Annotated in this window: 26 protein-coding genes and 1 tRNA gene; 5 read left to right on the top strand and 22 right to left on the bottom strand. The window is 46.8% G+C overall.

The genetic code is table 11. The annotated features are described in order from the left end of the window. Position 1: 1 nt before the first annotated feature. The 5 genes from lepA to rpoE all read right to left on the bottom strand — a co-directional run bounded on the left by lepA (position 2) and on the right by rpoE (position 4,514). Positions 2-1,813, bottom strand: coding sequence for a translation elongation factor 4 (gene lepA, locus B2U97_RS09985; protein ID WP_011234063.1), 1,812 nt, complete (start codon positions 1,811-1,813; stop codon positions 2-4). Positions 1,814-1,916: 103 nt separating this feature from the next. Beyond that, positions 1,917-2,360 (bottom strand): SoxR reducing system RseC family protein, encoded by a 444-nt coding sequence (locus B2U97_RS09980; RefSeq protein ID WP_011234064.1) that lies wholly within the window; start codon positions 2,358-2,360, stop codon positions 1,917-1,919. Continuing rightward, a complete protein-coding gene (locus B2U97_RS09975) occupies positions 2,360-3,325 on the bottom strand; it encodes a MucB/RseB C-terminal domain-containing protein (RefSeq protein ID WP_011234065.1) in 966 nt (321 codons plus the stop codon). Before B2U97_RS09975 ends, B2U97_RS09980 begins: the two co-directional genes overlap by 1 nt. A gap of 4 nt (positions 3,326-3,329) precedes the next feature. Next, a complete protein-coding gene (locus B2U97_RS09970; protein WP_286824096.1) occupies positions 3,330-3,917 on the bottom strand; it encodes a sigma-E factor negative regulatory protein in 588 nt (195 codons plus the stop codon). An 18-nt stretch (positions 3,918-3,935) separates the two neighbouring features. Beyond that, complete coding sequence (gene rpoE, locus B2U97_RS09965) at positions 3,936-4,514, bottom strand: RNA polymerase sigma factor RpoE (RefSeq protein WP_011234067.1); 579 nt, start codon at positions 4,512-4,514, stop codon at positions 3,936-3,938. 145 nt (positions 4,515-4,659) lie between these two features. Between rpoE and nadB the strand changes: the two genes are divergently transcribed. Continuing rightward, complete coding sequence (gene nadB / locus B2U97_RS09960) at positions 4,660-6,261, top strand: L-aspartate oxidase (RefSeq protein ID WP_011234068.1); 1,602 nt, start codon at positions 4,660-4,662, stop codon at positions 6,259-6,261. On the opposite strand, the gene B2U97_RS09955 is transcribed toward nadB, so the two are convergent. Both B2U97_RS09955 and B2U97_RS09950 read right to left on the bottom strand, forming a co-directional pair. Further along, positions 6,258-6,491, bottom strand: a complete 234-nt coding sequence (locus B2U97_RS09955) for a hypothetical protein (protein WP_153849033.1) — start codon at positions 6,489-6,491, stop codon at positions 6,258-6,260. The genes nadB and B2U97_RS09955 overlap by 4 nt on opposite strands. Before the next feature lie 45 nt (positions 6,492-6,536). Continuing rightward, positions 6,537-6,809, bottom strand: a complete 273-nt coding sequence (locus B2U97_RS09950) for a succinate dehydrogenase assembly factor 2 (protein ID WP_011234070.1) — start codon at positions 6,807-6,809, stop codon at positions 6,537-6,539. Positions 6,810-6,889: 80 nt separating this feature from the next. Here B2U97_RS09950 and B2U97_RS09945 point away from each other — a divergent pair, with 80 nt between their 5' ends. Together B2U97_RS09945 and slyD are read left to right on the top strand one after the other, a co-directional pair. Next, a complete protein-coding gene (locus tag B2U97_RS09945) occupies positions 6,890-7,783 on the top strand; it encodes a YgfZ/GcvT domain-containing protein (RefSeq protein ID WP_011234071.1) in 894 nt (297 codons plus the stop codon). A gap of 4 nt (positions 7,784-7,787) precedes the next feature. Beyond that, positions 7,788-8,270, top strand: a complete 483-nt coding sequence (gene slyD / locus B2U97_RS09940) for a peptidylprolyl isomerase (RefSeq protein ID WP_034820491.1) — start codon at positions 7,788-7,790, stop codon at positions 8,268-8,270. A 62-nt stretch (positions 8,271-8,332) separates the two neighbouring features. On the opposite strand, the gene lysS is transcribed toward slyD, so the two are convergent. The 6 genes from lysS to B2U97_RS09910 all read right to left on the bottom strand — a co-directional run bounded on the left by lysS (position 8,333) and on the right by B2U97_RS09910 (position 15,010). Next, positions 8,333-9,844, bottom strand: coding sequence for a lysine--tRNA ligase (gene lysS, locus B2U97_RS09935; protein ID WP_011234073.1), 1,512 nt, complete (start codon positions 9,842-9,844; stop codon positions 8,333-8,335). 36 nt (positions 9,845-9,880) lie between these two features. Continuing rightward, positions 9,881-10,979, bottom strand: a protein-coding gene (prfB, locus tag B2U97_RS09930; RefSeq protein ID WP_110012522.1) for a peptide chain release factor 2 whose coding sequence is annotated in 2 segments (ribosomal slippage) — positions 9,881-10,903 and positions 10,905-10,979 — 1,098 coding nt in all. Because the reading frame shifts where the segments join, the coding sequence is not laid out codon by codon here. A gap of 39 nt (positions 10,980-11,018) precedes the next feature. Beyond that, entirely contained in the window at positions 11,019-12,731 is a 1,713-nt protein-coding gene (gene recJ / locus B2U97_RS09925) for a single-stranded-DNA-specific exonuclease RecJ (RefSeq protein ID WP_153849032.1), read from the bottom strand. A 3-nt stretch (positions 12,732-12,734) separates the two neighbouring features. Then, a complete protein-coding gene (gene dsbC / locus B2U97_RS09920) occupies positions 12,735-13,466 on the bottom strand; it encodes a bifunctional protein-disulfide isomerase/oxidoreductase DsbC (RefSeq protein WP_011234076.1) in 732 nt (243 codons plus the stop codon). 55 nt (positions 13,467-13,521) lie between these two features. Next, a complete protein-coding gene (gene xerD, locus B2U97_RS09915; protein WP_011234077.1) occupies positions 13,522-14,424 on the bottom strand; it encodes a site-specific tyrosine recombinase XerD in 903 nt (300 codons plus the stop codon). A 100-nt stretch (positions 14,425-14,524) separates the two neighbouring features. After that, on the bottom strand, positions 14,525-15,010 hold the full coding sequence (locus B2U97_RS09910) for a VC2046/SO_2500 family protein (protein ID WP_011234078.1): 486 nt from the start codon (positions 15,008-15,010) through the stop codon (positions 14,525-14,527). A gap of 111 nt (positions 15,011-15,121) precedes the next feature. On the opposite strand from B2U97_RS09910, the gene B2U97_RS09905 reads away from it, so the two are divergent. Then, positions 15,122-15,206 (top strand) — tRNA-Tyr (locus tag B2U97_RS09905). Between the two features lie 37 nt (positions 15,207-15,243). On the opposite strand, the gene B2U97_RS09900 is transcribed toward B2U97_RS09905, so the two are convergent. Further along, entirely contained in the window at positions 15,244-16,212 is a 969-nt protein-coding gene (locus B2U97_RS09900; protein ID WP_011234079.1) for an NAD(P)H-quinone oxidoreductase, read from the bottom strand. Between the two features lie 84 nt (positions 16,213-16,296). Between B2U97_RS09900 and B2U97_RS09895 the strand changes: the two genes are divergently transcribed. Beyond that, positions 16,297-17,940 carry a tetratricopeptide repeat-containing response regulator gene (locus B2U97_RS09895; protein WP_153849031.1) on the top strand — a complete coding sequence of 548 codons (1,644 nt, stop codon included), beginning with the start codon at positions 16,297-16,299 and terminating at the stop codon, positions 17,938-17,940. Here the strand turns inward: B2U97_RS09895 and B2U97_RS09890 are convergent. The 8 genes from B2U97_RS09890 to bamA all read right to left on the bottom strand — a co-directional run bounded on the left by B2U97_RS09890 (position 17,937) and on the right by bamA (position 26,297). Next, complete coding sequence (locus tag B2U97_RS09890) at positions 17,937-18,773, bottom strand: pirin family protein (protein ID WP_153849030.1); 837 nt, start codon at positions 18,771-18,773, stop codon at positions 17,937-17,939. The two genes, B2U97_RS09895 and B2U97_RS09890, sit on opposite strands and share 4 nt — an antisense overlap. After that, positions 18,770-19,732, bottom strand: coding sequence for a glutathione S-transferase family protein (locus B2U97_RS09885; RefSeq protein ID WP_153849029.1), 963 nt, complete (start codon positions 19,730-19,732; stop codon positions 18,770-18,772). The genes B2U97_RS09890 and B2U97_RS09885 overlap by 4 nt, the downstream gene beginning before the upstream one ends. A 94-nt stretch (positions 19,733-19,826) precedes the next feature. After that, positions 19,827-20,966 (bottom strand): lipid-A-disaccharide synthase, encoded by a 1,140-nt coding sequence (gene lpxB / locus B2U97_RS09880; RefSeq protein ID WP_273024682.1) that lies wholly within the window; start codon positions 20,964-20,966, stop codon positions 19,827-19,829. Then, positions 20,966-21,733: an acyl-ACP--UDP-N-acetylglucosamine O-acyltransferase gene (gene lpxA, locus B2U97_RS09875; protein WP_011234084.1), complete on the bottom strand. Its 768-nt coding sequence runs from the start codon at positions 21,731-21,733 to the stop codon at positions 20,966-20,968. The genes lpxB and lpxA overlap by 1 nt, the downstream gene beginning before the upstream one ends. Beyond that, positions 21,734-22,189 (bottom strand): 3-hydroxyacyl-ACP dehydratase FabZ, encoded by a 456-nt coding sequence (fabZ, locus tag B2U97_RS09870; protein WP_011234085.1) that lies wholly within the window; start codon positions 22,187-22,189, stop codon positions 21,734-21,736. Between the two features lie 14 nt (positions 22,190-22,203). Next, entirely contained in the window at positions 22,204-23,229 is a 1,026-nt protein-coding gene (gene lpxD, locus B2U97_RS09865; RefSeq protein ID WP_110012532.1) for a UDP-3-O-(3-hydroxymyristoyl)glucosamine N-acyltransferase, read from the bottom strand. A gap of 3 nt (positions 23,230-23,232) precedes the next feature. Further along, positions 23,233-23,748: an OmpH family outer membrane protein gene (locus B2U97_RS09860; protein WP_011234087.1), complete on the bottom strand. Its 516-nt coding sequence runs from the start codon at positions 23,746-23,748 to the stop codon at positions 23,233-23,235. Positions 23,749-23,795: 47 nt separating this feature from the next. Then, positions 23,796-26,297 carry an outer membrane protein assembly factor BamA gene (gene bamA / locus B2U97_RS09855; RefSeq protein ID WP_011234088.1) on the bottom strand — a complete coding sequence of 834 codons (2,502 nt, stop codon included), beginning with the start codon at positions 26,295-26,297 and terminating at the stop codon, positions 23,796-23,798.

Here is a 26,297-nt window from a genome sequence, read left to right as displayed (position 1 = left end):
CCTATTTGCCTACTTTTAAAACCGCAAGAAAGGCTTCCTGAGGTACTTCTACGTTACCCAGGTTCTTCATGCGCTTTTTACCCTCTTTTTGTTTTTGTAAAAGCTTCTTCTTACGACTAATGTCGCCGCCATAACACTTCGCTGTTACGTTTTTACGCAACTGCTTGACCGTCGAGCGCGCAATAACATGGTTGCCAATGGTCGCCTGAATGGCAATATCAAACATTTGTCGTGGAATTAACTCACGCATTTTATCAACTAACATGCGGCCGCGCCCTTCAGCGTGATCACGGTGAGTGATCATTGCCAGCGCATCTACCCGGTCGCCGTTAATCAGTATATCGACACGAACCATGTCCGCAGGTTCAAATTTCTTGAACTGATAATCCAGTGAAGCATAACCACGACTGGTCGATTTTAACCGGTCGAAGAAATCCATAACCACTTCTGCCATGGGCAGCTCGTAAGTTACCGCAACTTGTTTACCATGGTAAGCCATAGCCGTTTGTACGCCGCGCTTATCAACGCACAAGGTAATCACATTACCCAGAAACTCTTGCGGAACCAGAATATTGGCTTCCACAATAGGTTCGTAAATGGTTTCAATATCGTTAACCGCTGGCAAGTTCACCGGGTTGTCCACTTTGACTATGCTGCCATCGGTTTTTTCAACTTCGTAAACAACCGTCGGTGCAGTGGTAATCAGGTCTATGTCGTACTCACGCTCTAAGCGTTCCTGAATAATTTCCATGTGCAGCATGCCAAGGAAACCACAACGAAAGCCAAAGCCAAGTGCCGCAGAGTTCTCCGGCTCATAAAAAAGCGACGCGTCATTTAACGACAATTTCCCCAAAGCATCCCGGAACGACTCATAGTCCTCTGAGCTAATTGGGAACATACCTGCGTAAACCTGAGGTTTGACTTTTTTAAAGCCCGGTACCGGCTCTTTTGCCGGGCTCTTCGTATTGGTTAGAGTATCACCGACCGGTGCGCCCAGAATGTCTTTAATACCCGAAATAACATAGCCCACCTCACCAGTGTGTAAAATACCGGTTTCGTGAGGTTTCGGGTCAAAATAACCAACTTTATCAATTTGATACGACTGACCAGTAGACATTACTGTCATTTTCTCGCCGGCACGCAACGTTCCGTTGCGGACGCGAACCAAAGAAACAACCCCCTGATAATTATCAAACCAGGAGTCAATAATCAGTGCCTGTAATGGCTCTTCTGGTTCGCCCTTAGGCGGCGGTATTTGCCGGACAATGCGCTCAAGTACGTCGTCAATACCTAAACCAGTTTTAGCCGAACACTGAACCGCATCCACAGCTTCAATGCCGACAATATCTTCTATTTCCTGCGCCACGCCCATTGCATCGGCCTGCGGCAGGTCAATTTTGTTCAACACCGGAACAACTTCTAAGTCCATTTCTATAGCGGTATAACAGTTTGCCAAAGTCTGCGCTTCAACACCCTGAGCTGCATCAACAACCAGCAGTGCGCCTTCACAACCCGCCAACGAACGCGAGACTTCATAAGAGAAGTCAACATGCCCTGGAGTATCGATGAAGTTTAACTGATAGGTTTCACCATCTTTAGCCGTGTAATAAAGGGTTACGCTCTGCGCTTTAATCGTAATACCCCGCTCACGCTCCAAATCCATGGAATCGAGTACTTGCTCAGCCATCTCACGGTCAGTCAGTCCACCGCAATGCTGGATCAAGCGGTCGGACAAGGTGGATTTACCGTGGTCAATGTGAGCGATGATCGAGAAGTTACGAATATTACTTTGCTTGAACGCCCTATTCGGCATTGATGATACCTCTGTAAAACTGAATTCTGGAACTTAAAAAATTAGTCCCGATCATACTCATGTTAGCGGCAAGAACAAAGGACTTTATGACAGTTCAGGGGTTTCAGTGCTGAACTTCAGCCGCGACGGTTTCCAGTTTGACCATTGCATTGACTTGAATGTCACGTTTACGGAACCAGCGTTTTAGTCCCCAGAAGGTAAAAGCAAAGCCAGCAAAGGACAATAAAATAACAAAACCTTCGGGTAACGTGCCTGTGTTTTCCAGTAGCACAGCTAATAGCAACAGTGTCAGTATAGGTAAACCGTAGAGTAGTAGAGCAAAACGTGTTACTGCGGTTTCCGGTACTTCTAATTGCACCTGGTCGCCGGGACTAAACGTTTGTTCGGTAACCACAGTAAACTGCGCATTTCGGTCGGCAAAAACTTTACTTAAAATGCCAGCGCCACAGTTAGATACCTGCGCGCAACCCGAACAGGCCGTTTTTAACTGAGTGGTAACGGTTACGCGGTTGCCATCAACCGCGGTTACTTCTGCTACTTCTTTCATTATTTAACTTCCGCCGCTATGCGTTGAGCCATGGTTAAAGGTACCTGACCCACCACTGTCACAAGAAAGTTATTATAACGCTTTGAGAACAAAGTGTGTGAAGAAGATAGAGCGAGATCGGTTTCCATACCTTCTGTTAGCTCAGCCACATAAACCGAGTACTCAGCAAGACCATCAGAAAACAAATAATGGTCAACCGGCGTTGCATCAACAACGAGAGTATGGCTTTGCTGGCTTAACAATTTGAATCCGCGCGGTGCCCACCGCGGCCCAACACTGTAATTTGTTGCACTTTGTACCCGAAGATCTTTTAACAGCGGTGGCATTTCAATATTGCTTATTTCTTTGGTTATTTCGGGAGCGGTATCACGAACCGATAAACTGGTTAATTGCATTTGCTCCACAACATCGCCGGACTGATTCATCATGATCATTTTAAGCGGCATACCGTGCTTGCGGTCAATCCATAGTGCATAGCTGTAACGCTGATTATCGCGGCTTAAAATACGAATATGCTGGGCATTACGACCTAAAACCCGTGCGCCACCACCCACCATAACTTGATAACTATGGCTAAGACGCTCAAAGGGTTGAGAAAATGCGGCCGGAAAGATAGCAGTAATAGTATCGGACTCTAGCGCGTAATTACTGGATGAGGTATTAAAGTGGGCAACCTTGTTATTCACTCTTAAGATGCGAAAGTCCGGACCATTCATTTGAATTAACAGCTCGGTACTTCCTGTCTCCGGATCGTTGCCCTGTAGCCACTGATAAGGCTCAATCTGATCACCATGTACATGAACTAAAGAAGCCTCAAAATTCAGTTCAGTTAAAGCTTCTGCCATACGGTTGAACCAGTCAGCGCCACTTTCTGCTTGTTCGTTAGTCTGCTGTGCGCTTACCGAGAAGGTGCCGGCGAATAAAACAGCGCCACATAAAATAGACCGATACAACCGAGTTATCATAGCCTTAATTACCTTTGTTGAGCTCCTGCTCTGACTGCTCATCTTTTTCTGTTTGCTCTGTTTTTTGCTGCAACATCAATTGTTGTTGATGATCAATCAGGTATGACTGAACCTGACGGCGTCTTTGCTGGTCACTGATTTGCGACATTGGCTCAACACGGTTCAAACTCACCGGCTCACGGCCACCACCAATAGGGCTGGTCAGAAGAGTAGGTTCTGCGCTGCTACCATCGGGTGTCGCGGGTTGCTGATAAGTTTGCACTGTCATCACCGCAACCACGGCCACACTTGCTGCAACGGCAACTTTAGCGAAAGGCTGGAACCAACGTGAAGCCGCTTTATTCTGGCTCTTAGAGCGACCAAAACCTGGCTTAACGACATTGGACTCCTGGCTTACGCTAACACGAACACGCTCGCTAATATCAAGGCTGATATCCGAGTTTAAGTCACCTTTTATTGCCGCGCGAATAACACTGTAACGGTGCCACTCCTGCTGCGCCTGTTCATCTTGCAACAGTGCTTCAATTTCATCGGCATTGATGAGTTGTTCATCAAACAACGCGGATGTTGATTCTGATTTATTCCGAGACATAGATGCCCCTCTGTTAGTTTACCGTTCCAGCAACGGTCGGAGTTGATTATCTATTGCTTCCCGAGCGCGAAAGATGCGAGAGCGGACAGTACCTATAGGACAATCCATTTCTAGCGCAATTTCCTCGTAACCGAGACCTTCAATTTCCCTTAATGTAATTGCCCGGCGTAAATCATCCGGCAACTCATCAATTGTTTTTAATACCACATCTCGAATCTCATCAGAGAGCATTTGTCTTTCCGGAGAGGCGCTGTCTCTTAGCGCACCGGCTCCTTCATAAAACTCTGCGTCTTCTGCATCAATGTCAGATGCGGGCGGTTTTCTACCTTGCGAAACTAAATAATTTTTCGCCGTATTCACCGCAATTCGGTACAGCCAGGTATAAAAGGCACTGTCGCCACGGAAGTTCGGTAACGCCCGATACGCTTTTATAAACGCTTCCTGTGCAACATCAGCTACGTCGCCCTGTTGTTTGACATAACGCGATATCAAACTCATGACTTTATGCTGATACTTTTTTACCAGCAGATCAAAAGCTCGGTTATCACCTTGTTGTACTCTTTCGACCAGCTGTTGGTCACTCACCTGTTCGCTCATCCGAGCCTGTTCTCCCTTAACCCAGGAACTGCTGGAACTGGCGGCCCGTCCTGTTTCTTACTGACTGTGACAGAGCCGCATGTAAAAAGTTCGCAAAAATATCGTCAAATGCGTAAAATCGTTCAAAATTCACATTGAGTACTTTATGGAACCTGTTGCAAATTATCAATGCGATGTACTGATTATTGGTTCGGGAGCCGCGGGATTAACTACCGCTTTACAGTTGGCCGATAACTTAAACGTTACGGTACTAAGTAAAGGCCCGCTGACTGAAGGCTCAACCTTTTACGCGCAAGGCGGCATTGCCGCAGTATTCGACGAAAACGACAGTATTGAGAGTCACATCGAGGATACCTTAATTGCCGGTGCCGGCCTTTGCGATCCCGAAGCCGTTAAGTTTACCACAGAAAACGCGCGCGCAAGTCTGCAATGGCTGATTGATGCCGGAGTAGGCTTTGATCAAGTTGAGTCTAAAGACAGCAACCCAGCGTACCACCTGAACCGTGAAGGCGGTCACAGTCATCGTCGCATTCTGCACGCAGCAGATGCCACCGGCAAAGCGGTACAGACAACATTGCAGAAAAAAGCAATGGAGCATCCAAATATTCAGGTGCTGGAACGATACAACGCGGTCGATTTGATCACGGGTTCTCGTATCGGTAAACCTGACGGTTGCTATGGAGCTTATGTCTGGAGCCGTCAGAAAGAACAAGTGGAAACCGTTGCGGCAGGCTGTGTGGTATTGGCTACGGGCGGTGCAAGTAAGGTATATCAGTATACCAGTAACCCAGATATTGCCAGCGGCGACGGTATTGCCATGGCCTGGCGCGCAGGCTGCAGTGTGGCCAATATGGAATTTAATCAGTTCCATCCAACCTGTTTATTTCACCCCAACGCGCAGAGTTTTCTATTAAGCGAAGCCTTGCGTGGCGAAGGCGCTTTGCTGAAACGGCCCGACGGAACTCGTTTTATGCCGGACTTTCATGAGTCTGCTGAATTGGCTCCGCGCGACGTGGTTGCCCGCGCTATCGACTTTGAAATGAAGCGTTTGGGTGCTGACTGCATGTATCTGGATATTTCTCATAAACCGAAAGACTTTATTCAGCATCACTTCCCTACCATTATGGAAAAATGCTTGTCGCTGGGTATTGATATCAGCAAACAGCCGATGCCGGTTGTTCCTGCGGCCCATTACACCTGTGGCGGTGTTAAAACCGATATGAACGCAGCGACCGATTTACCCAACTTGTATGCTGTTGGTGAGGTTGCCTGCACAGGTCTGCACGGAGCCAATCGCATGGCTAGCAACTCGCTGCTGGAATGTCTGGTTTTCGCCCGTGCGGCGGCTAAAGATATTTTATCTAAACGCCCTCATCAGAAGGCCTTAAATCATATTCCCGGTTGGGATGAAAGTCAGGTAGGCAATTCCGACGAGGAAGTTATAATTCAACATAACTGGCATGAGCTACGACTGTTCATGTGGGACTACGTTGGCATTGTGCGTACCACCAAGCGTCTGGAACGGGCCCTTCACCGAATTCAGTTGCTACAGCGCGAAATTCACGAGTATTACTCGAACTTCCGCGTGAGTAACAATTTACTGGAGTTACGTAACTTAGTGCAGGTATCAGAGCTTATTGTACGAAGCGCTATTAGTCGTAAAGAAAGTCGCGGCTTACATTATACTCTCGACTACCCTGACACATTGCCGGATCCTCAGCCTACGGTGCTGACACCGAAAAGTTAAGGCTCTGACAACTGTTGTAACTGGCGCCGCAGTTTTATCTGCTGCGCCTTTGACAACTGAAACCACCAAACCCGGAGCCAGTGCCGCTTTTCCTGACCTTTTTCTGTTTTATAGGCAAGCGGCAGTAAAACCAACATACCGCCTACGACCAGTGCTTTGCTGAATAATTGACAACGTTCACCCAGCCACCACCAGTAACGTCCGCACGCTGACACAGACAACACGCGCATAGGTCGCTGTAAACGAAAATAACTGTCAGGGTTCACCGCCCGAGTCTATACCTTAACGCGTGACAACATAAACCGAATCATTTCAGCAAGTTCTTCGTCTTCACACTTCTGGTGACCCATAAACCAGGCAAAAAGATCCGGGTCATCGCAGGTAATTAAACGGCGAAATACCGCTTTTTGTTCTTCACTTAGTTCGTCGTAAGCCTGATCAACAAAAGGTTCAAATAATACATCCAGCTCCAGCATGCCCCGGCGGCACGCCCAACGTAAACGACGCTTGTCTTTTAGTGCTTCTTCTGACTGTTTTAACGGCAACATAAAATCTCCGCAGCAATTGCCCTTGTAATTCGATAATGTGCCCTAATATTACCACGTAAGCCATTTAATAAGGAGTCATTGTGGTTGAGTTAACGCAGCATTTTACTGACGCAAATCAGGATCACCTTTCCGTTCAACTGACGGACTATGGTATCCTCTCGGTTTCTGGCGAAGATGCTGACAGTTTTTTACAGGGTCAGCTGACATGTGATTTACGCAAACTCGACCAGGATAATTGCTTATATGGCGCACATTGCGATCAAACCGGAAAAGCGTTTAGCATCTTCTGGCTTTATCGCGAAGACGACGCCGTTTTTTTAATTATGCATCGCAGTGCAATTGAAGGCTCTTTGGCACAATTAAAGAAATTCGGTGTCTTTAGTAAAGTCACTATTGAAGATGTAAGCGACGACTGGAGCATAGCCGGTGTTTTCGGTAGCAAAGCAGCCAGCGTTGCAGCAGAATTTGATGGCCGGGTAATGCAGGTTGGGACCAGTCCCGACCAATATCTGTTACTCAGCCAACAGCCAATTTCTACGGATTATCCGCAACCTTACTGGGATGCGTTGGAAATTGAACGGGTTCGTCCACAACTTACGTCTGAGAACATCCAGGCGTTTGTCCCGCAAATGATGAATTTGCAGGTGTGGGATGGAATCAGTTTTGACAAAGGATGTTATATCGGCCAGGAGACTATTGCCCGGATGAAATATTTGGGCAAACAGAAACGGGCGCTCTTTCGCTTATCCGGTAAAGTAACGGCTCAAGTTACTGCTGGTACGCAATTAGAGAAAGCCATTGGCGAGAACTGGCGTCGTGCAGGTACGGTCATTATGGCAGTGAACCGCACCGACACCCAAGTGGACTTATTAGCTGTTTTACCCAGTGACATAGACACTGACACGGCTATACGAGTCCGGGATGACGACGCAAGTCTTCTGGAAATACACTCACTGCCTTATCAATTAGGTTAAATTTATGAGCGAAACCATTGCACCAAACAAAGTCGTGGCTATCAACTATGCCGTTAAAACGGAAGATGGCCAGACGCTGGACCAGTCTAAAGATGGCAGCCCACTGAACTTCATCCACGGTCGTGGCATGCTGATTCCTGGTCTGGAAAATGCACTGGAAGGCAAAAAAGTTGGCGATAGCTTCACTGCAGAAGTTAAACCAGAAGAAGCTTATGGCGAACGTCATGACGGCTTAATCCAGACTGTACCACGTAACCTGTTCGGCGAAAACGAAGTACAGCCTGGCATGCAGTTCCGTGCCAGCACGGATCAAGGCGAACAGTCTGTTGTTATCGTTGAAGTAAAAGACGACGAAGTGACTGTTGACGGTAACCACCCACTGGCCGGTGTTAACCTGAACTTTGACGTAGAAGTTATTGAAGTTCGTGAAGCGACTGAGCAAGAACTTGAGCACGGTCACGTTCACACTGACGGCGAAGATCACTAAGCGCTGTTTTTGATAAAAGAAACCCGGCTAATAAGCCGGGTTTTTTTGTTTCAGAGAGGTAATTAATCCGCTTTTGGGCGCATATGCGGGAACAATAATACGTCGCGAATAGACGCAGAATCCGTTAGCAACATTACCAGACGGTCAATACCAATGCCCTGACCGGCTGTTGGCGGCATACCGTGTTCCAGTGCGGTGACATAATCTTCGTCGTAGAACATGGCTTCATCATCGCCCGCTTCTTTCTGTTCAACTTGCTCGCGAAAACGTTCAGCCTGATCTTCAGCATCGTTAAGCTCCGAGAAACCATTCGCCAACTCACGACCACCGGCAAAAAATTCAAAACGATCAGTCACAAACGGATTGTCGTCGTGACGACGAGCCAACGGTGAAACTTCAGCCGGGTACGCAGTAATAAAGGTAGGCTGAATTAAACGATGCTCAGCAACAGTCTCAAAAATTTCGATCTGAACTTTACCTAAGCCCCATGACGGCTTAACACTGACACCAACCTGCTCGGCAATTTCAGTTGCTGTATTCATGTCATTAAGCTGCTCAAGGCTCACTTCCGGCATGTACTTAACAATAGCTTCCAACACTGTCATGCGCTCAAACGGCTTACCGAAATCATAATCCACGCCCTGGCTGGTAAACTGAGCAGAGCCTAAGACCGACTCAGCCGCACCACGTAACATCTGCTCGGTTAAATCCATTAAGTCGTGATAATCCGCGTACGCCCAGTAGAACTCCAACATAGTGAACTCAGGGTTGTGGCGCGTTGACAGGCCTTCATTACGGAAATTACGGTTAATTTCGAACACCTTCTCAAAACCACCAACGACTAAACGTTTCAGGTAAAGTTCTGGTGCAATACGTAAAAACAGTTCCATATCCAGTGCGTTATGGTGCGTGCTGAAAGGACGAGCTGCGGCGCCGCCCGGAATCGCCTGCATCATAGGAGTTTCAACTTCCAGAAACTGACGGTCACTTAAAAAACGACGAATATAGTCAATGATTTTAGAGCGAGCCATGAAAGTACTGCGAGACTCTTCGTTGGTAATCAGGTCCAGATAACGCTGACGATAGCGCATTTCCTGATCTGACAAGCCATGGAATTTATCCGGCAAAGGACGCAGTGCTTTAGTCAGCAAACGTACTTCGTCAACTTGCACGCTTAACTCACCGGTTCCGGTAATAAACAAGGTGCCAGAGGCGCCGAGAATATCGCCTAAATCCCATTTTTTAAATTCCGTGTTGTAATAACCTTCAGGCAGATTGTCGCGGGCAACATACAGTTGAATTTTGCCGCTCATATCCTGGATGGTTGCGAAACTGGCTTTCCCCATAATACGGCGGGTCATCATACGGCCGGCAACTTTCACGCGAATGCCTTTTTCCGCCAGCTCTTCTTTGCTCAGATTATCGTATTCAGCGTGTAAGTCAGCAGCTAACGAGTCCCGACGGAAATCGTTCGGGAATGCGATACCCTTATCGCGAAGCGCCGACAGTTTCGCCTTTCGCTGCGCGATCTGTTCGTTTACGTCTACTTCAGGTGCCTGCGATTTATCAGTCATTATCGATTTTCCTCTGTCGGGATACTTAAATTAAACTTACAGCCCGCTTTTCAAGCTGGCTTCAATAAACGGGTCAAGTGCGCCATCAAGCACAGCCTGGGTATTACGGTTTTCGATACCCGTACGTAAATCTTTGATACGCGCATCGTCCAGAACATAAGAGCGAATTTGACTGCCCCAGCCGATATCAGCTTTTGAGTCTTCTAATGCCTGTTTCTCTTCGTTCTGTTTCTGTAATTCAAATTCGTACAATTTCGCTTTCAGCTGTTTCATTGCTGAGTCGCGGTTCTTGTGCTGCGAACGGTCACTCTGACATTGCACCACAATGCCTGTTGGTTCGTGCGTTAAACGAACCGCAGAATCGGTACGGTTAACGTGCTGACCACCGGCACCCGATGCCCGATAGGTATCCACCCGCAGGTCAGACGGATCAATCTCAATATCAATGTCGTCATCTACTTCCGGGTAAACAAAAACCGACGCGAACGATGTATGGCGGCGATTACCTGAGTCGAAGGGGGATTTACGTACTAAACGGTGCACACCGGTTTCAGTACGCAGCCAGCCGTAGGCGTATTCTCCGACCACACGTACCGTGGCCGATTTTATACCAGCGACATCGCCTTCTGACAGCTCAGTAATTTCCGCTTTAAAGTCATGCGCTTCTGCCCAGCGCAAATACATGCGTAGCAACATATTAGCCCAGTCCTGAGCTTCGGTTCCGCCGGAGCCTGACTGAATATCCAGGTAGCAGTCTGCCGAGTCGTTGTCTTTTGAAAACATACGACGAAACTCTAAAGCTTCCAGCTGTTTCACTAAACCGGACAGCTCTTCATGAGCTTCGTTAAAAGTGTCTTCGTCTTCTGCTTCTACCGCAAGATCAACAAGACCCTCGACATCATCCAGCCCCTGCTGAAGTTTATCCAGGGTTTGTACCACTTGCTCTAATGCCGCACGCTCTTTACCTAAAGCTTGCGCCTTGGGTGGATCATCCCACACATTGGGCTGTTCCATCTCACGAGTAACTTCTTCCAGACGCTCTAACTTAGCATCGTAGTCAAAGATACCCCCTAAGCGAATTACTACGCTCACGCATTTCTTTGATGTTGTTGTAGGTTGCGTTAGTTTCAAACATGCGACTACCTAATTCTGTTAATTCTAAAAGGGGCGTAGTTTAACGTATTGCGCGGATTTGCTCCACCAACAACTGAACGTTTGTGCGTCCGCGGAAGTGATTAAGCTGTGGCTTGTATAAAAGTTCAACAACGGAGGCCTGCCGCGCCGGCCATTGTTGTGTATCGACGTTAAAGGCAATCGCATCTAATAATTCGCCTTGCGGATGACGCACCACCAATTTTAGATGTCGCTCTCCGACAATGCGCTGATCCACCAATTCAAACTGGCCGTCAAACATAGGTTCGGGAAACTGCTGTCCCCAGGGGCCGGCACTTTGCAGCGTATTCACACTGTCCAGCGAGAGTTGTGTTGTTGTGAGTTCGCCATCAGACCAGAATACCCGCTGCTTCTGTTCTTCTGACAGCCACTCCGACGCAACTTGCTCCGCCAGTTCGGAAAAGCGCGTCAGATTTTCTTTCTTCATGGTTAAGCCGGCGGCCATAGCATGTCCACCGAAACGTTCCATAATGCCCGGCTGCAGACTATGAACACGTTCCAGTAAATCCCGCATATGCAGACCACTAACCGAACGTGCGGAGCCTTTTAGGAATTCATCGTCATCGTTGGCAAGCGCAATCACCGGTCGGTTCACTTGCTCTTTTACTCTACCCGCGACAATACCGATAACCCCGGCATGCCAGTCCGGCTGATACAAGGTGACTAAATCAGGCACCTGCCCTTGATCAAAACACAGCTTTGCAACAGCGCTTTCGGCGTGCTCGCGCATTTCCGTTTCAATCGATTTACGTTGCTGGTTTAAATCGTTAAGTTGCTGCGCTAACTGCTGCGCCCGGGTCTCACCCGCTAATAAGCACTCTATTCCCAGCCCGATATCGTCTAAGCGGCCAGCAGCATTAATTCGCGGACCAAGGGCAAACCCTAAATCACTGGCGGCCAGCTGACTGGCATCACGGTTGGCAACTTCCAGCAACGCTTTAATTCCGGGTCGGCTCATGCCTTTACGAATACGGGCTATCCCCTGCTGCACTAATACGCGATTGTTATAATCCAGCGGTACAACATCCGCTACGGTGCCAAGAGCAACAAGATCCAGCCAGTCAGCCAGGTTAGGTAACGGTTCAACGCCTTGTTCACGTAACGCTGAACGCAACGCCAGCAGGACGTAAAACGCCACACCCACACCCGCTAAATTTTTGCTGGAAAACTCACAGCCGTGCTGATTCGGGTTCACTATCGCGTTAGCCGGAGGCAGTTCTTCAGGTGGTAAATGGTGGTCAGTAACCAGCACTTGTATGCCTTTTTCACGAGCAAGTACAATAGCGTCATGCGCTGCAATGCCGTTATCGACAGTCACAATTAACTGCACATTCTCGACAGCTAGTTGTTCTACCATGGCAACAGAAAGTCCGTAGCCGTCAGTCATTCGGTTTGGTACGCGATACCCCACCTGCTGTAGACCAAAGGCCTGCAAGGCCGACACCATTAATGCCGAACTGGTTGCACCGTCGGCATCAAAATCACCGCAAATACAAACTTTTTCTTGATTTTTTAACGCATTTTGCAGCAGTTCAACGGCTTTCCCGATGTCTCTTAACGAAGAGAAATGCAGTAAACCGGAAGCTTTCAAAGATAATTCGTCAGCACGACGGACACCCCGGCGGGCATAAATTTGCCGCAACAAAGGTGGCATTTGTTGCGGCAAAAAGTCATCGTCAACCAGTTGATAACGACGTATTTCATAATCACTCATGAATTACTGTGACTCACCTTTTTTAATTTCAGCAATTAAGCGTGATGCAGGTAACGCCCCCGGTACTAAGCGACCGTCGGGCAGAACGATAGCGGGCGTACCGCTTACCCCAAAAGATTTGCCCAGTTGGTAGTGCTCAGCAACCGGATTGGAACAGCTTGAGTCGCCACTGTAATTTTCGTCTTCTTTAAAGGCGGTAATGGCCCCTTTTTTGTCATCCGCACACCAAACGGTTTGTAACTGCTTCCCGCCTTTGCTACTCATACCACCACGGGGAAAGGCCAGGTATTTTATGGTAATGCCTTGTGCGTGATAGCTGTCCATGTTTTCGTGCAGGCGCTGACAATAACCGCAGGTAGTGTCAGTAAAAACCGTTACCTGATATTTCTCGTCCTCAGCCGGGTACACGATCATATCGTCAGCAAAGCCTTTTAGCATTTTCAGGCGAACTTTAGCCATGCCGGCTTCACTTAAATTTTCCGGTTCACTCCCGGTTATATCAAACACATTGCCGCTAATAAGCCGTTCACCGTCATCTGACACATAAAACATGCCCTGATTAGTCACCGCACGGACATAGCCGTCAATTTCACCGGGCTCTGTGGACAACACTTCAATACCAATTTTATTCAGGTGCCGGGTGTCGACTTCACTTTGTTCCGCACTAATAGCCGGCGCACTGAAACTTGCGCCGACCAGCCCTACTAATCCAACTACAGACATTAAATTGCGCATAAATACCTCTTAAATTAACTGTCCGAACCCTACCCTGTTACCAGCCAAAATGCAATTAGCCTCGCGGGTGATGCTGAGCATGTAAGGCCTGCAGACGTTCACGTGCAACCTGGGTATAAATTTGTGTGGTAGATAAATCACTGTGACCTAACAGTAGCTGTAAGACACGTAAGTCGGCGCCATGGTTCAGCAAATGCGTGGCAAAAGCATGGCGTAAAGTGTGCGGCGACAAATGTGCGTAAATGCCGGCTTCTTCGGCGTAATGCTTTAATCTGTACCAAAATGCCTGACGTGTTAATAACGAGCCACGTTGCGTAACAAATATCCAGGGGCTGCTTTTATCCGTTATTGCCGGACGTCCATGCTTTAAATAATTGTCCAGCCACTCCAGCGCGTCTTCCCCTAAAGGCACTAAGCGTTCCTTATTGCCTTTGCCGATAACCCGAACTAAGCCTTGCTGGCGGCTCAACTGATCATATTGCAGACGAATAAGTTCGGTTACCCGTAATCCGGTGGCATAGAGAACTTCCAGCATAGTCCGGTCACGCAGACCAATGGGAGTTTCTGTATCCGGTTGTTCCAATAAAGAAATCACATCCTCTTCGCTTAACGAATGTGGGATGCTTTGCGGTAACTTAGGGCGTTTCAGGCGCGCTGTTGGGTCTACTGCCACCCACTGCTGTTTTACAGCAAACTGGAAGAATTTCTTCGTCGAACTTAAAAATCGCGAGGTGCTTCGTGGCGATAAGCCTTGCATACGCCGCCACAACAGGTAGTCCTGCAGCACCACTTCATCAGTGTCCATTAAGGATTTTTTAAGCGATAGCAAATATTCACAATAACGGCGTAAGTCACTGCGGTACGCGGCTTGAGTATTATTGCTGGAGCCATGATGCAGCCAGAGGTGCTCAGTAAAAGCATCAATACGATCTTCGTCCTCTGGGCGGAGTTGCTTCATGGTTTTTGGAAATTAGCGAAATGATAATGCTATTATGCCGCATAGCGAGAGCGGCTGAAACTGCTTGTGCAAAACTCTCCGAAAAGAATCAAGTTAAGCGCTAATGAGTAATGCCTAGTTTCTGCAGAACATCGTATAGGCCAGCGGGCCCTTTATATTTGTACTCGTTTTTTTCGTCCGTTTGCGGCTGCTTCTTCTTTTCCAGCCGCTGGCGAACCCGCCAGTCCAGGTTGTGAAGAAGCTCCAGGGGCAAACGATCAGGCGTTGCATCGGGAATAAGCGGCTGAGGATGAGTTGCGTCCTGTAGTTTAAAGTCTGACAACTGACTAACTGTTGCATAGACACCACTAGCCAGCACCATGCCTGGCTTTACATCTAAAGGCCGCGTTCTGCCGGCACCAATGGTTCTTTGCCAGTTAACTTGCGCAGGGCGCTCAGAAATAACCGGGTCGTCACCCAAGGCAGACACCCAATAAGCAAACTCGCCCGCGAAGCCGTGATTAACTGCTTCGCTCGCGTGTTGCTCAAAGAAATGAGCGGCCTGGTTTTCGACAGCACTATTCTGTACAGCTGAAACTTGACTCATTAAGACTCTGGATAATCGGTTACAGATACTTCTGTATCGGCCAAAGTCCTAAAAGTTTAAGTTTTCTCTTTACAGCTAAGCTAAGACTGTTATTATACGCGCCTCTTGAGTGGAGGGGTTCCCGAGTGGCCAAAGGGATCAGACTGTAAATCTGACGGCTCAGCCTTCGCAGGTTCGAATCCTGCCCCCTCCACCATTTCTTTACTGCACCGGCAGTTGGCTATCAGCCTGAATTACTCTTCCGAAAGCGTTATAACCACCTTACCCTGAGTTTTATTATCTGCAACATAATCCAGTGCTTGCTGAATATCGTCAGCGGCAAAAACCTCATCGATGATAGGTTTTATGGTGCTGCTTTTAAACTTATCGCCAAAATCACGCCACAAACCCTGTAAAATTTTTCCTTTGCGTTCCGGTGATAATGCTCGCAGAGTTGAGCCAATCAGCTTTTGGCGCTTCATCAGCATACGTCCGAAATCAACTTCGCCAGTCACGCCAGCCATTAAACCAATTAAAATAATACGGCCATCCTGTGCCAGATACTGCTGGTCTTTTGCTATAGACTCACCAGCGACAGGATTCAGAATGACGTCGACTTCGCCAAGAGCTTTAACTTCTTCAACAATGTTCTGTTTGTGCCGGTTTATCGCATTCTTCGCACCCAGTTTCAGGCAAAACTCCGATTTCTCTCCACTACCCACTACGGCGGTAAGCTCATTACCACTTTCCCGGCACAACTGGATCAGTGACGAACCCACACCGCTGGCACCCGCATGAGCTAATACCCGCTCTCCGGGTTTTAAGTCAGCTAATTGATAGACATTAAGATAGGCCGTAGCAAAAGTTTCCAGCCAACCCGCAGCTTCTGCATTACTCCAGCTTTCAGGCACCTCCAGTATTTGTTCAGCAGAAACATTCACTTGTTCAGCAAAACCGCCGCCAGCCAATAACGCGCTGACACGTTGCCCGGTTTGCCAGCCATTGACTTCGCTACCTACTTTTTCTATAACCCCACAGACTTCTAGTCCAGGAATAGTTGAGGCACCTTTAGGTGGTGGGTATTTCCCTGCTATTTGCATTAAGTCGGCACGATTAAGCCCGGCGCTCAGTACCCGCAGCTGAACTTCATTAGCCTGTGGCTCGTCCAGCTCAGGATGGTTCTTCCAGTGTACTTTTTGTTCGGAAATAGCAATTGCTTTCATATCAGCCTCTGTTGCCGCTTAACATTATTGAAATTAGCCAGTATGCTGTCGGTATGAATAAGATCAGGATACTGTTTGACGCAAATGGACAAAACCTTAGAGCTCAATAATAAACGCGTATTATTAATAGATGACCAGAAGCCCTTTCAGGTCATGCTCAAAGGCTTGCTGTTAAACTTGGGGGCGCAGGACGTACAAGTCAAGACCACCGGCGAAGCAGGTATTGCCGCTTACATTAAAAACCCGCACGATATTCTGTTGGTAGACTATAACCTTGGGCGTGGTCGCAATGGTCGTCAGGTTTTAGAGGAACTGCAAGTTCGAGGGCTAATGAAAGAGCATACTCTGTTCTTTATTATTACCGGCGACAACACCCGTCCTATGGTTCTCAGCGCACTGGAACTTCAACCCGATGATTATTTGATGAAACCGTTTTCACATAGAGTGTTGCGCTCCCGCCTGGTGCGAGCCTATAAACGCCGCATGTGGTTAAAAGACGTATTCAAGGCGCTGACAAATCATGATTATGAAACCTGTATTGGTGCCTGCCAGAAACATATTCAATCTAACAGCCGCTACAGTAATTACTGCCGCAAACTGCAAATTGAGTTGTACAACAAAACCGGTCAATTAGATAAAGCGGAAACGGCAATTAAAGAACTACTTGAGGAAAACTCTCACAGTTGGGTCTTTCTAAAACTGGCTGAAACGCGGTTATTACAAAACTCTCCCGAAGAAGCCCTGAATATTCTTAATCATTTAATTAAGCGCATGCCTAATGCTGTTGAAGCTTATGACCTGAAAACCGAATGTTACCTTCAACAACAGCAGCTGGAAGACGCTTTGGAAAGCGCCCGTGATGCCATCACCATGGCGCCATTTTCAATTGAAAGGCAAACCAAACTGGCCCATATTGCCCGCGACAACGGCGACTTTGACATTGCCAAGCAAGCCATGAACAACGTTTTGCAAATAGCTCGTAAATCGGTTTTTCGTAACGCACATCACTTATGTAACTATTTACGCAGCATTTTAGATGCGGCCGAAAATAGCGATACACCGCAGCAAATCAGTAAGTATCAGACAGAAGCAACAATGGAGCTACAACGAGCCCGCTATGACGAGCATCTGTTGCATGCCGATATTTCGTTTGAGGATTTGGAATCCATTTTATTATCGCGTATTGATTCATTTAATGGTCGTTTACGCGAAGCTCAGCAACGCTTAAACGAGGTTGTTGGCGAAAAACTGGCGCACAACCAGCCTATCAATAAAGACTTACTACCTGACGTTATCGCCATTTTACTGGATGTCGGGGAGTATGAAAAAGCGAATGCGCTAGCAGCGAATCAGGATGAAAACCCGACTCTTGACAGTTATACCACTAAAATTTTACAGGCACGCTTAGCTGCAGCTCAAAAACAGCAGGATAACTTCTTTGAAGTTCATAAGGCGGGCTTAGATGCTTATCAGCAAGGCAACTATATTCGTGCACTGGAGCTGTTTCGTAACGCCATGGAGGCCGCGCCAATGAATAGTGGTGCTGCACTTAACTTTATTCAGGCGGCCGTCCGTTATGTTGAAGAAACTCCAGGTGGAGAGCGAGTTCGGCTTAAGAAAGAATGCGATAATTGCTTTAAAGTCTTAGAGGGGCTGCAATTATCCAGTAGCCACAGTAACCGCTATGAGCGGTTACTGGAGCAAACTGAAGGGTTGGAACTGCGCTAGCTCAGCTTTTGGTTAGCGGCTAACTGACCTGATTGATAATCCTTAATAGCCTGCTCAATCTGATCCGACGAATTCATGACAAAAGGACCGTATTGAGCAATCGGTTCTTCAATAGGTTTAGCGGCCAACAAGATAAAGCGCGCATGTTCAGTAGCGGAAAAATCTAAGGTTTCAGCAGGATCAAGCAAGATCAACTCGCCCTCTTTTGCCCCCTCCCCATTCACTGTCAGCTCACCCTGATAAACATAAGCCAAGCGTCGTTTTTGCCCTTGTGACGGCAAACTGAAGCTGTCACTTTCTAAGTGAACATCGAGCATTAGAAAGTCTCGTCCCGGCGCATTTACTGGACCCTCCTGCTGCTGGTATTTCCCTGAAATAATTCGGATCAGGGCATCACCATTTTTCACTTCAGGAATGCTGGCTGCCGGATAGTCGTGCCACTCAGGTTCACTCATTTTTTCATTGCCCGGCAAGTTTACCCAGAGCTGAAAACCCCACATAAGGCCTTCAACTTGCTTCGGCATTTCGGCGTGAATAATACCTTTCGCCGCCTTCATCCACTGCACACCGCCAGCATCAACTTCACCGCTATTACCAACAGAGTCTTTATGTTCCATAGTGCCCGCTAACATATAGGTCAGCGTACAAAAACCGCGGTGTGGATGGGGCGGAAAACCCGCAATATAATCGTCCGGGTTATCGGAACGAAACTCATCCAGCATTAAAAACGGGTCCTGATGTTTTAGCCCCGGCTGATTAATAATACGAGTGAGTTTAACTCCCGCGCCATCCTGCGCCGGCATTCCCCGGTGTTTGGCTAAAATAACACTCATGACTGGCTACTCCCCTTGCTACCCCTGTTATGTGCCTGGTGAAAATCGATTTCCGGTCCCTTCGGCACTATTTGTGTCGGATTAATGGTTTTATGGCTGGCATAGTAATGCGTCTTAATGTGGTCCATCACGACGGTCTCTTCTACCCCGGGATGCTGGTATAGCTCCAATAGGTAATTCCACATATTAGGGTAATCGACAATGCGCTTCTTGTTGGTTTTAAAGTGCCCGAAATAAACCGCATCGAAACGGACCAGAGTAGTAAATAAACGCCAGTCAGCCTCGGTTAATACGTCACCAGCTAAATAACGGCTCTGACTAAGAATGTTCTCTACTTTGTCTAAGGCAGCAAATAGCGATTCGTACGCTTCTTCATACGCCTGCTGCGTGGTCGCGAAGCCACTACGGTAAACACCGTTGTTAATGTCGTTGTAAACCCACTCATTAACTTCTTCTATCTGCTTTTGCTTACCTGCGGGAAAGAAGTCCGATGTATTCCCGGTCAGCTCGTTAAACGCTGAATTGAAAATACGGATAATTTCGGCCGATTCATTGTTCACTATGGTCTGATTTTTCTTATCCCACAGTACTGGAACGGTTACTCGCCCGGTGTATTCCGGGTCAGCTTTTAAATACAGCTGATAAAGGAAGTCGGCATCATACAATGGCTCGTTAAGCGGCGCGTCTGAAAACTCCCAGCCATTCTCCAGCATCAGCGGGTGCACAACGGAAACATCAATATGACTTTCCAGACCTTTTAATATACGGAAGATAAGCGCCCGGTGAGCCCACGGACAGGCGTAAGAAACGTAAAGGTGATAACGCCCTGATTCAGGCTCAAACTCAGTGCCCTGCGCTACGGTATTACGAAACTGTGATTCGCTACGAACAAAGCGCCCACCGTGTTTTTTGGTGTCATACCATTTGTCGTGCCATTGACCATCAACTAATAAACCCATTATAAACTCCTTAAGTTGGTATAGCTTTATAATAGAGTCTATTTTTTGGAATTATTAGCGCATTATTTTCTATTTATTTTTCTAAAAAATAGAACTATAGAAAGGGTTCAACCACGTCAGCAGCTTTTTCGCTCGCCGATACCTGTAATTGCTGGTGAATATTTGTGAATTGCTCCAATAAGGGCTGGTTGTCTTGCTCAATTAACTGAACTAGCGCTTCTTCGATTGCCTCTTCCGAAGCATCAGATTGAGCCAGTTCCGGCACAATTTCTTTACCCGCTAAGAGGTTAGGTAAGGAGAAAAAAGGCGCGTGAAATAAACGTTTAATGATTTGATAAGATAACCAATGAAAACGATAAGCTACTACCATAGGGCGTTTTATCAGCAAGGCTTCAAGCGCAACGGTTCCTGACGTTAGCAGTAAATAATTGGCTGCGGCCATAACTTTTCGACTTTCACCAACAGGTAACACAATATTCAGTTCGGGACTGTATTGGTCAACTAGTTCCCGAAATTGTGCGGCGCGAGCTTCGCTTATCATAGGCGCAACAAAGCGAAGTTCTGGGTATCTTTCTGCTAGTTTGTTCGCTACTTTCAAAAATACCGGCGCCATACGGGCAATCTCACCCTTACGACTTCCAGGTAAAATAGCCAGATACGTAACAGCAGGTTCAAGTTCCAGCTCATTACGTGCTTCTGTTTGTTGCCATTGCATAGGAATATCATCTGCCAACGGATGACCAACAAAAGTTGCAGGCAATTGATGTTTATCGTAGAAATCTTTTTCAAAAGGCAATAAGCACAGTACGTGATCAACTGCTTTTTTTATGCCTTTAATACGCCCTTCTCGCCATGCCCAGACAGATGGACTGACGTAATGAATGGTAGAGATACCGGCTTTTTTAAGGCGAGCTTCAACCGTCAGATTAAAGTCAGGAGCATCAATGCCTATCATCACATCCGGTTGCTCAGAAATGAGATAGTTGACCAGGTTCTTTCTGTGTTTTAACAGCTTAGGAAGTTGCTGAAAGACCTCAGCAATGCCCATAACGGCCAAGTCATCCATGGCAAAGAACGAGTCCATTCCCCGTTCTGCCATTAAAGGCCCGCCGACTCCAATAAAAGTTGCATTGGGGTGACGTTTGGCAATGGCCTGCATTAGCCCGGCGCCTAGAAGATCACCCGAGTGCTCACCGGCAACAATAGCTATTTTAGGCGGCTGATTGCGGCTCATTACGGACGAATAATGCCTCGTGAACTGTTTTCAACAAAAGCTTTAAAACCATCCAATACCGGTTCATTTAATGCTGAAATACCTTCCAGGGCTTCGTCTACAGTCAGGCTGGAACGATACAAAATTTTATAGGCACGACGGACATTTTGAATTTGTTCGGGCGTATAGCCGCGACGCTTTAAACCCTCGGAATTGATTGTTCGGGGTTTGGCGTTATGACCCTGCGCCATCACAAAAGGAGGAATATCCTGAACGATAATAGAGTTAACCGCGGCAAAAGAGTGAGAACCAATATGACAAAATTGATGCACACCACTCATGCCACCCAGAATAACCCAGTCGCCTACGTGAACATGGCCAGCCAGAGTAACCTGATTAGCAAAGATATTGTCATTACCTATGACACAATCATGCGCAACATGTACGTAGGCCATAAACAGGTTATTATCGCCAATTTTAGTTAACGAGTTATCCTGCACCGTGCCACGGTGAATCGTTACCGACTCGCGGATAACGTTGTTGTCGCCAATCTCAAGCTCAGTCGGTTCGCCGTCGTATTTTTTATCCTGGCAGTCTTCACCAACCGACGCAAATTGATAAATGGTATTGTTCTTACCAATGGTTGTTGGGCCTTTTAAAACAACGTGTGAACGGATATCGCAGTTGTCGCCGATAACAACATCGGGGCCAATAACCGTCCAAGGACCGACACTAACGTTCGTACCGAGTTTGGCGCTGGGGTCGATAATTGCGGTTTCGTGAATCACTTAAACTTCTCTTCTTGCACAAATAATTTCAGCAGTACAGGCAACGTCACCGTCAACTTCCGCGCGACCAGTAAATTTCCAGATACCACGGCGTTCTTTTTCGAAGGTAACAAAGAAATCAACAGTGTCCCCCGGGATAACCTGACGTTTAAAGCGGGCATTATCAATACCGGCAAAAAGGTACAAATCGTTTGCATTCTTTTTGCTTTCTGTAATTTTAAAACCTAATAAGCCACAGGCCTGAGCTATAGCTTCAAGCAACAACACTCCCGGGAAAATAGGCTTTGCCGGAAAATGTCCATTGAACATGGGCTCGTTAAAAGTCACGTTTTTTATCGCGTGTAACGAGTCTTTAGAGTTTGTTTCTATAACTCTGTCTATTAATAAAAACGGATAACGATGAGGCAGTAAATCTAGTACGCCCTGAATATCAAAACCTGATTCCGTAATTTTCAAATCTTTCACCTTACTCAGTTATTATCGTCAGCTTGTTTTTCTAACTCTTTGACACGCTTAAAAAGATCATCCAGCTGACGGAATCTCGCTCCATTACGTCGCCATTCACGATGCCCACTGGCAGGAATACCTGACGCATAAACACCTGGCTCGGTGATTTCTTTTATCACCATAGCAAATCCCATAATTTGCACGTCGTCACACACACTGATATGACCGTTAATAGCCGAAGCCCCACCAATCATACAACGCTTACCAATGCGGCAACTGCCTGCTAGTACAGTACAGCCTGCGATAGCCGTATCTTCATCAATGAATACGTTATGCGCAATTTGACATTGATTATCAATAATACAGCCCGACGAAATAACCGTGTCGTCCAGAGCTCCGCGATCGACCGTTGTGCTGGCACCAATTTCAACATTGTCTTTAATAACAACGCGGCCTAGCTGAGGGATTTTTAGCCACTTGCCATTATCAGGAGCCCAACCAAAACCATCAGCACCAATAATTGAGCCAGAATGAAACAGGCAATCATCGCCAATAACACAACGGTGATAGATTTTAACGCCTGACCAAAGTGTGCACCCAGCGCCAATTTGCGTTTCCGGGCCAATATAGCAATGCGGGCCAATACTGGTGTTATCACCAATTATAGCGCCTTCGTCAATCACCGTATATTCACCAATGCTAACGTTCTTACCGATAGTAGCTGACGGTGCAATTTTCGCAGACTCTGCGATACCATGAGCTGGCTTTGGAGTGGTGTCTAATAGTTGAGCAATTCGCGCAAAAGCCGCATAAGGGTTAACTACCCGGATTGCATTATCTATCGCATCGCTATCGTCTTTTTCAGAGACAATAACAGCGCCGGCGGAGGTTGTTTCTAACTGACTTTTGTAACGGCTATTCGCCAAAAAAGCGATAGCGTCACCAGTAGCAGACTGCAAGGTCGCCACGCGCAAAATGGGGAGCTGCGAATTGCCTCGCACCTCCCCACCAACATGGTCAGCCAACTGCTGCAATGTGTACTCAGACATAAATTAGTTACCTGAAGTCATTTTCTCGACAACAGCACCAGACAAGTCATTATCGGCTTTCATGTAAGTAACCGCGTTACTTTCAAGAACCATGTCATAGTCTTTAGCTTCTGCAACAGCAGTAATCGCGTCCTGAACTTTTCCAAGCAACTTGTTACGTTCTTCATTTTGACGACGACGAGTGTCCTCTTGCAATGCTTTGCTTTTCAGCTGCGCTTCAGAGATAGTCTGCTCAAGATCTCGCTCTAGCTGAGTTTTCTCAGAAGCTGACATGATTGATGCATCGCGTTCTTGCTTTTGACGCAGTTCCTGAACTTTCTGTTCAAGCTGACGCATTTCCTCAAAGCGATCCTGAAACTCTGTTTGCAGCTGTTCGGAAATTTGCTCACGTTGTGGTAACTGCTGGAATACTTCCATCATATCGACAACACCAATTTTTTGCTGTGCCTGTGCAGCACCAGCAAAAAGCGCTGTTGAAACAGCAACTGCTGCAGCTGTAGATTTAATTAACTTTTTCAAGGTAAAACTCCTTCAAATTTTTTGTAACTATTATGTAATTATTATTATCAGAATGTAGTTCCGATATTAAATGAGAACACTTGGGTTTCATCACCCTCAACTTCTTTTAAAGCCCGACCTAACGAGAAAGTTAATGGACCCATTGGAGATATCCATTGCACAGACACACCAGCCGATGCGCGGAAATCTCCCGGTGAGCTATAGTCAGTTAACGGTTGTGGACTAGTATTTTCCAAGTCCTTGTATCTATCGTAGTCGAATTCAGTATCCCAAACCATACCAAAATCAACAAAGACACTAGTTCGTATGCTATTACGCATACCTTCGTCAACAAAAGGTGTCGGTACAATCAGTTCCAGTCCACCAGAGACTTTAGCGTTACCGCCTAAAGAATAGTTATTTTGTACAAACAACTGTTGGTTACCCGTTTCCGAACTGTAGTTCGGTGTTGGCAACCCGGTGAAATCCGGAATACCCTCAGAGTTGACCGACTCAGGTACAACATAAACAGCTCTCGGACCGACAGTATTCGGTTCAAAACCGCGTAAATCGCCCTGGCCACCAATACGGAAGTATTCCCAGAACGGTAAGAGGTAATCATTTCCAGCATCGTCTTCACCGTAACCGTTACCATAACCTAAATTCAGTCTGGTGAGAAATGACCACTGCTGGTCACGACTTAACGGATAATAGTGCTTGTACTCATAGTTTAAACGAAAATACTTTACGTCACTAAATGGCGCCGAAATTTCGGCACTAGCACGCTGCGAGGATCCACTAGTCGGGAATGTTCCACGATTAAGCGTCACCCGAGACCAACCGGCATTTAATTCATAAATATCGAAACTGATTGGTCGCTCCGGATTCTGGTCATCCAGATAAGAGCGGTAAAACTGCTGGATTTGCTCGATACTCTGGTTCTGCGAATTAACACTCACTTCCTGATTTTTATAACCCACGCCAAAGTTTAAGCGGTTAATTTCATCTATTGGAAAGCTAAGTCCCGTGGATAACCCATAGGTTTTCTGATTATAGTTAACGAGGTTTTGTGCATTACCTGCGTCAAACTCGCTCATATAAATCTGACCTGAGAGTCCAACACCATTCATAGTGAAATAAGGGTCGGAATACGACACACTGACGTTTTTATTAAAACGACTGGTACTGATATTGAACCCGACTCGGGTACCCGTACCTAAAAAGTTGTTTTGCTGAACACCTGCGTTAAGTTGCAGACCTGAGTAGTCTCCGTAACCAATACCCGCATTAAAGGAACCTGAAGGTTGCTCTTTAACCTTATAAGTCACATCTACCTGATCATCCCGGCCTTCAACCCGTTCAGTGGACGTTTCTACGGTTTCGAAATAGCCCAGACGCTCAAGACGAACTTTACCTTGCTCAATGTTGCTGTCAGACAACCATGCGCCTTCAAGTTGACGCATTTCACGGCGTAACACCCGGTCTTTGGTCGCGCCATTGCCTTCAAAATTAATATGACGAACGTAGACGCGTTTTCCTGGGTTTATCGAAAAGGTAATTTTAACCGTTTTATCTTCATCATCGTGCTCAGGGATAGCTCTAACTTCTGGATACGCATAACCATAGCGACCATAAAAGCGGCTGATCATGTCTTCAATATAAGTAACCTGTGCCGCGTTATAGAGCGTGCCTTTCTCAATTTTAGCAATTTTTCCAACCAACTCGTCATGGCCTTTTAAATCACCAATGACATCGGTCTCGCTAATTTTATATTTATCACCTTCACTGACATTTATAGTGATATAAATGCCTTCGCGATCCGGCGTCATAGAGACCTGTACAGACTCTACCCGGAAGCGCAAATAGCCGCGGTCACGATAAAATGACTCTAAGGTTTCCAGGTCACCGCTTAATTGTTGTTTCTGGTAACGCTTTTCGCCTATAAAGTTCCACCATGGAAGGCTATCCCGAAGTTCAAAAGTATCCAGTAATAGCTCATCAGCGAAAGCTTTATTGCCCACAATATTAATTTGCGCAATTTCCGCCGCATCACCTTCTTCAAAGTTCATGCGTAACTCAACACGGTTACGTGGCAAGTCCACAACCTGAACTTCCACCGACGCATTATATTTACCCACACTGTGATAAAAGTCTTCCAGACCTTTTTCAATGCCAGAAATAGTGGTTCTGTCTAAAGGTTCACCAGTAACAATATTATTATCAACTAAGCTTTCCTGAAGCTGCTCGTCTTTAATATCGCTGTTACCTTCAAAGGTGATTTCGGCAATGGTTGGCCGTTCACTAACAGTGAAGATCAAAGTGTCTTCACTTCTGCGCGCATCGATATAGTCGAAATGAGTAGAAGAATAAAGTGAGCGAATAGCGCTGCGAATTTGCAACTCGCTAACTTCGTCACCGACTCTCACAGGTATGTAGGTTAACGCAGCACCTAAAGCGACACGTTGTAATCCTTTTACTTCAATATCTTCGACAACAAATTCATCTTGTGCGTAGGCTGGTGCTACTGCACCTGCAATCATGGCACTCACTAACAGCTTTTTAAACGTCAT

The sequence above is a fragment of the Idiomarina sp. UBA3176 genome, from assembly GCF_002364295.1.
GTDB classification, from domain to species: Bacteria; Pseudomonadota; Gammaproteobacteria; order Enterobacterales; family Alteromonadaceae; genus Idiomarina; species Idiomarina loihiensis.
This window is presented reverse-complemented; position numbering and strand designations above follow the sequence as displayed.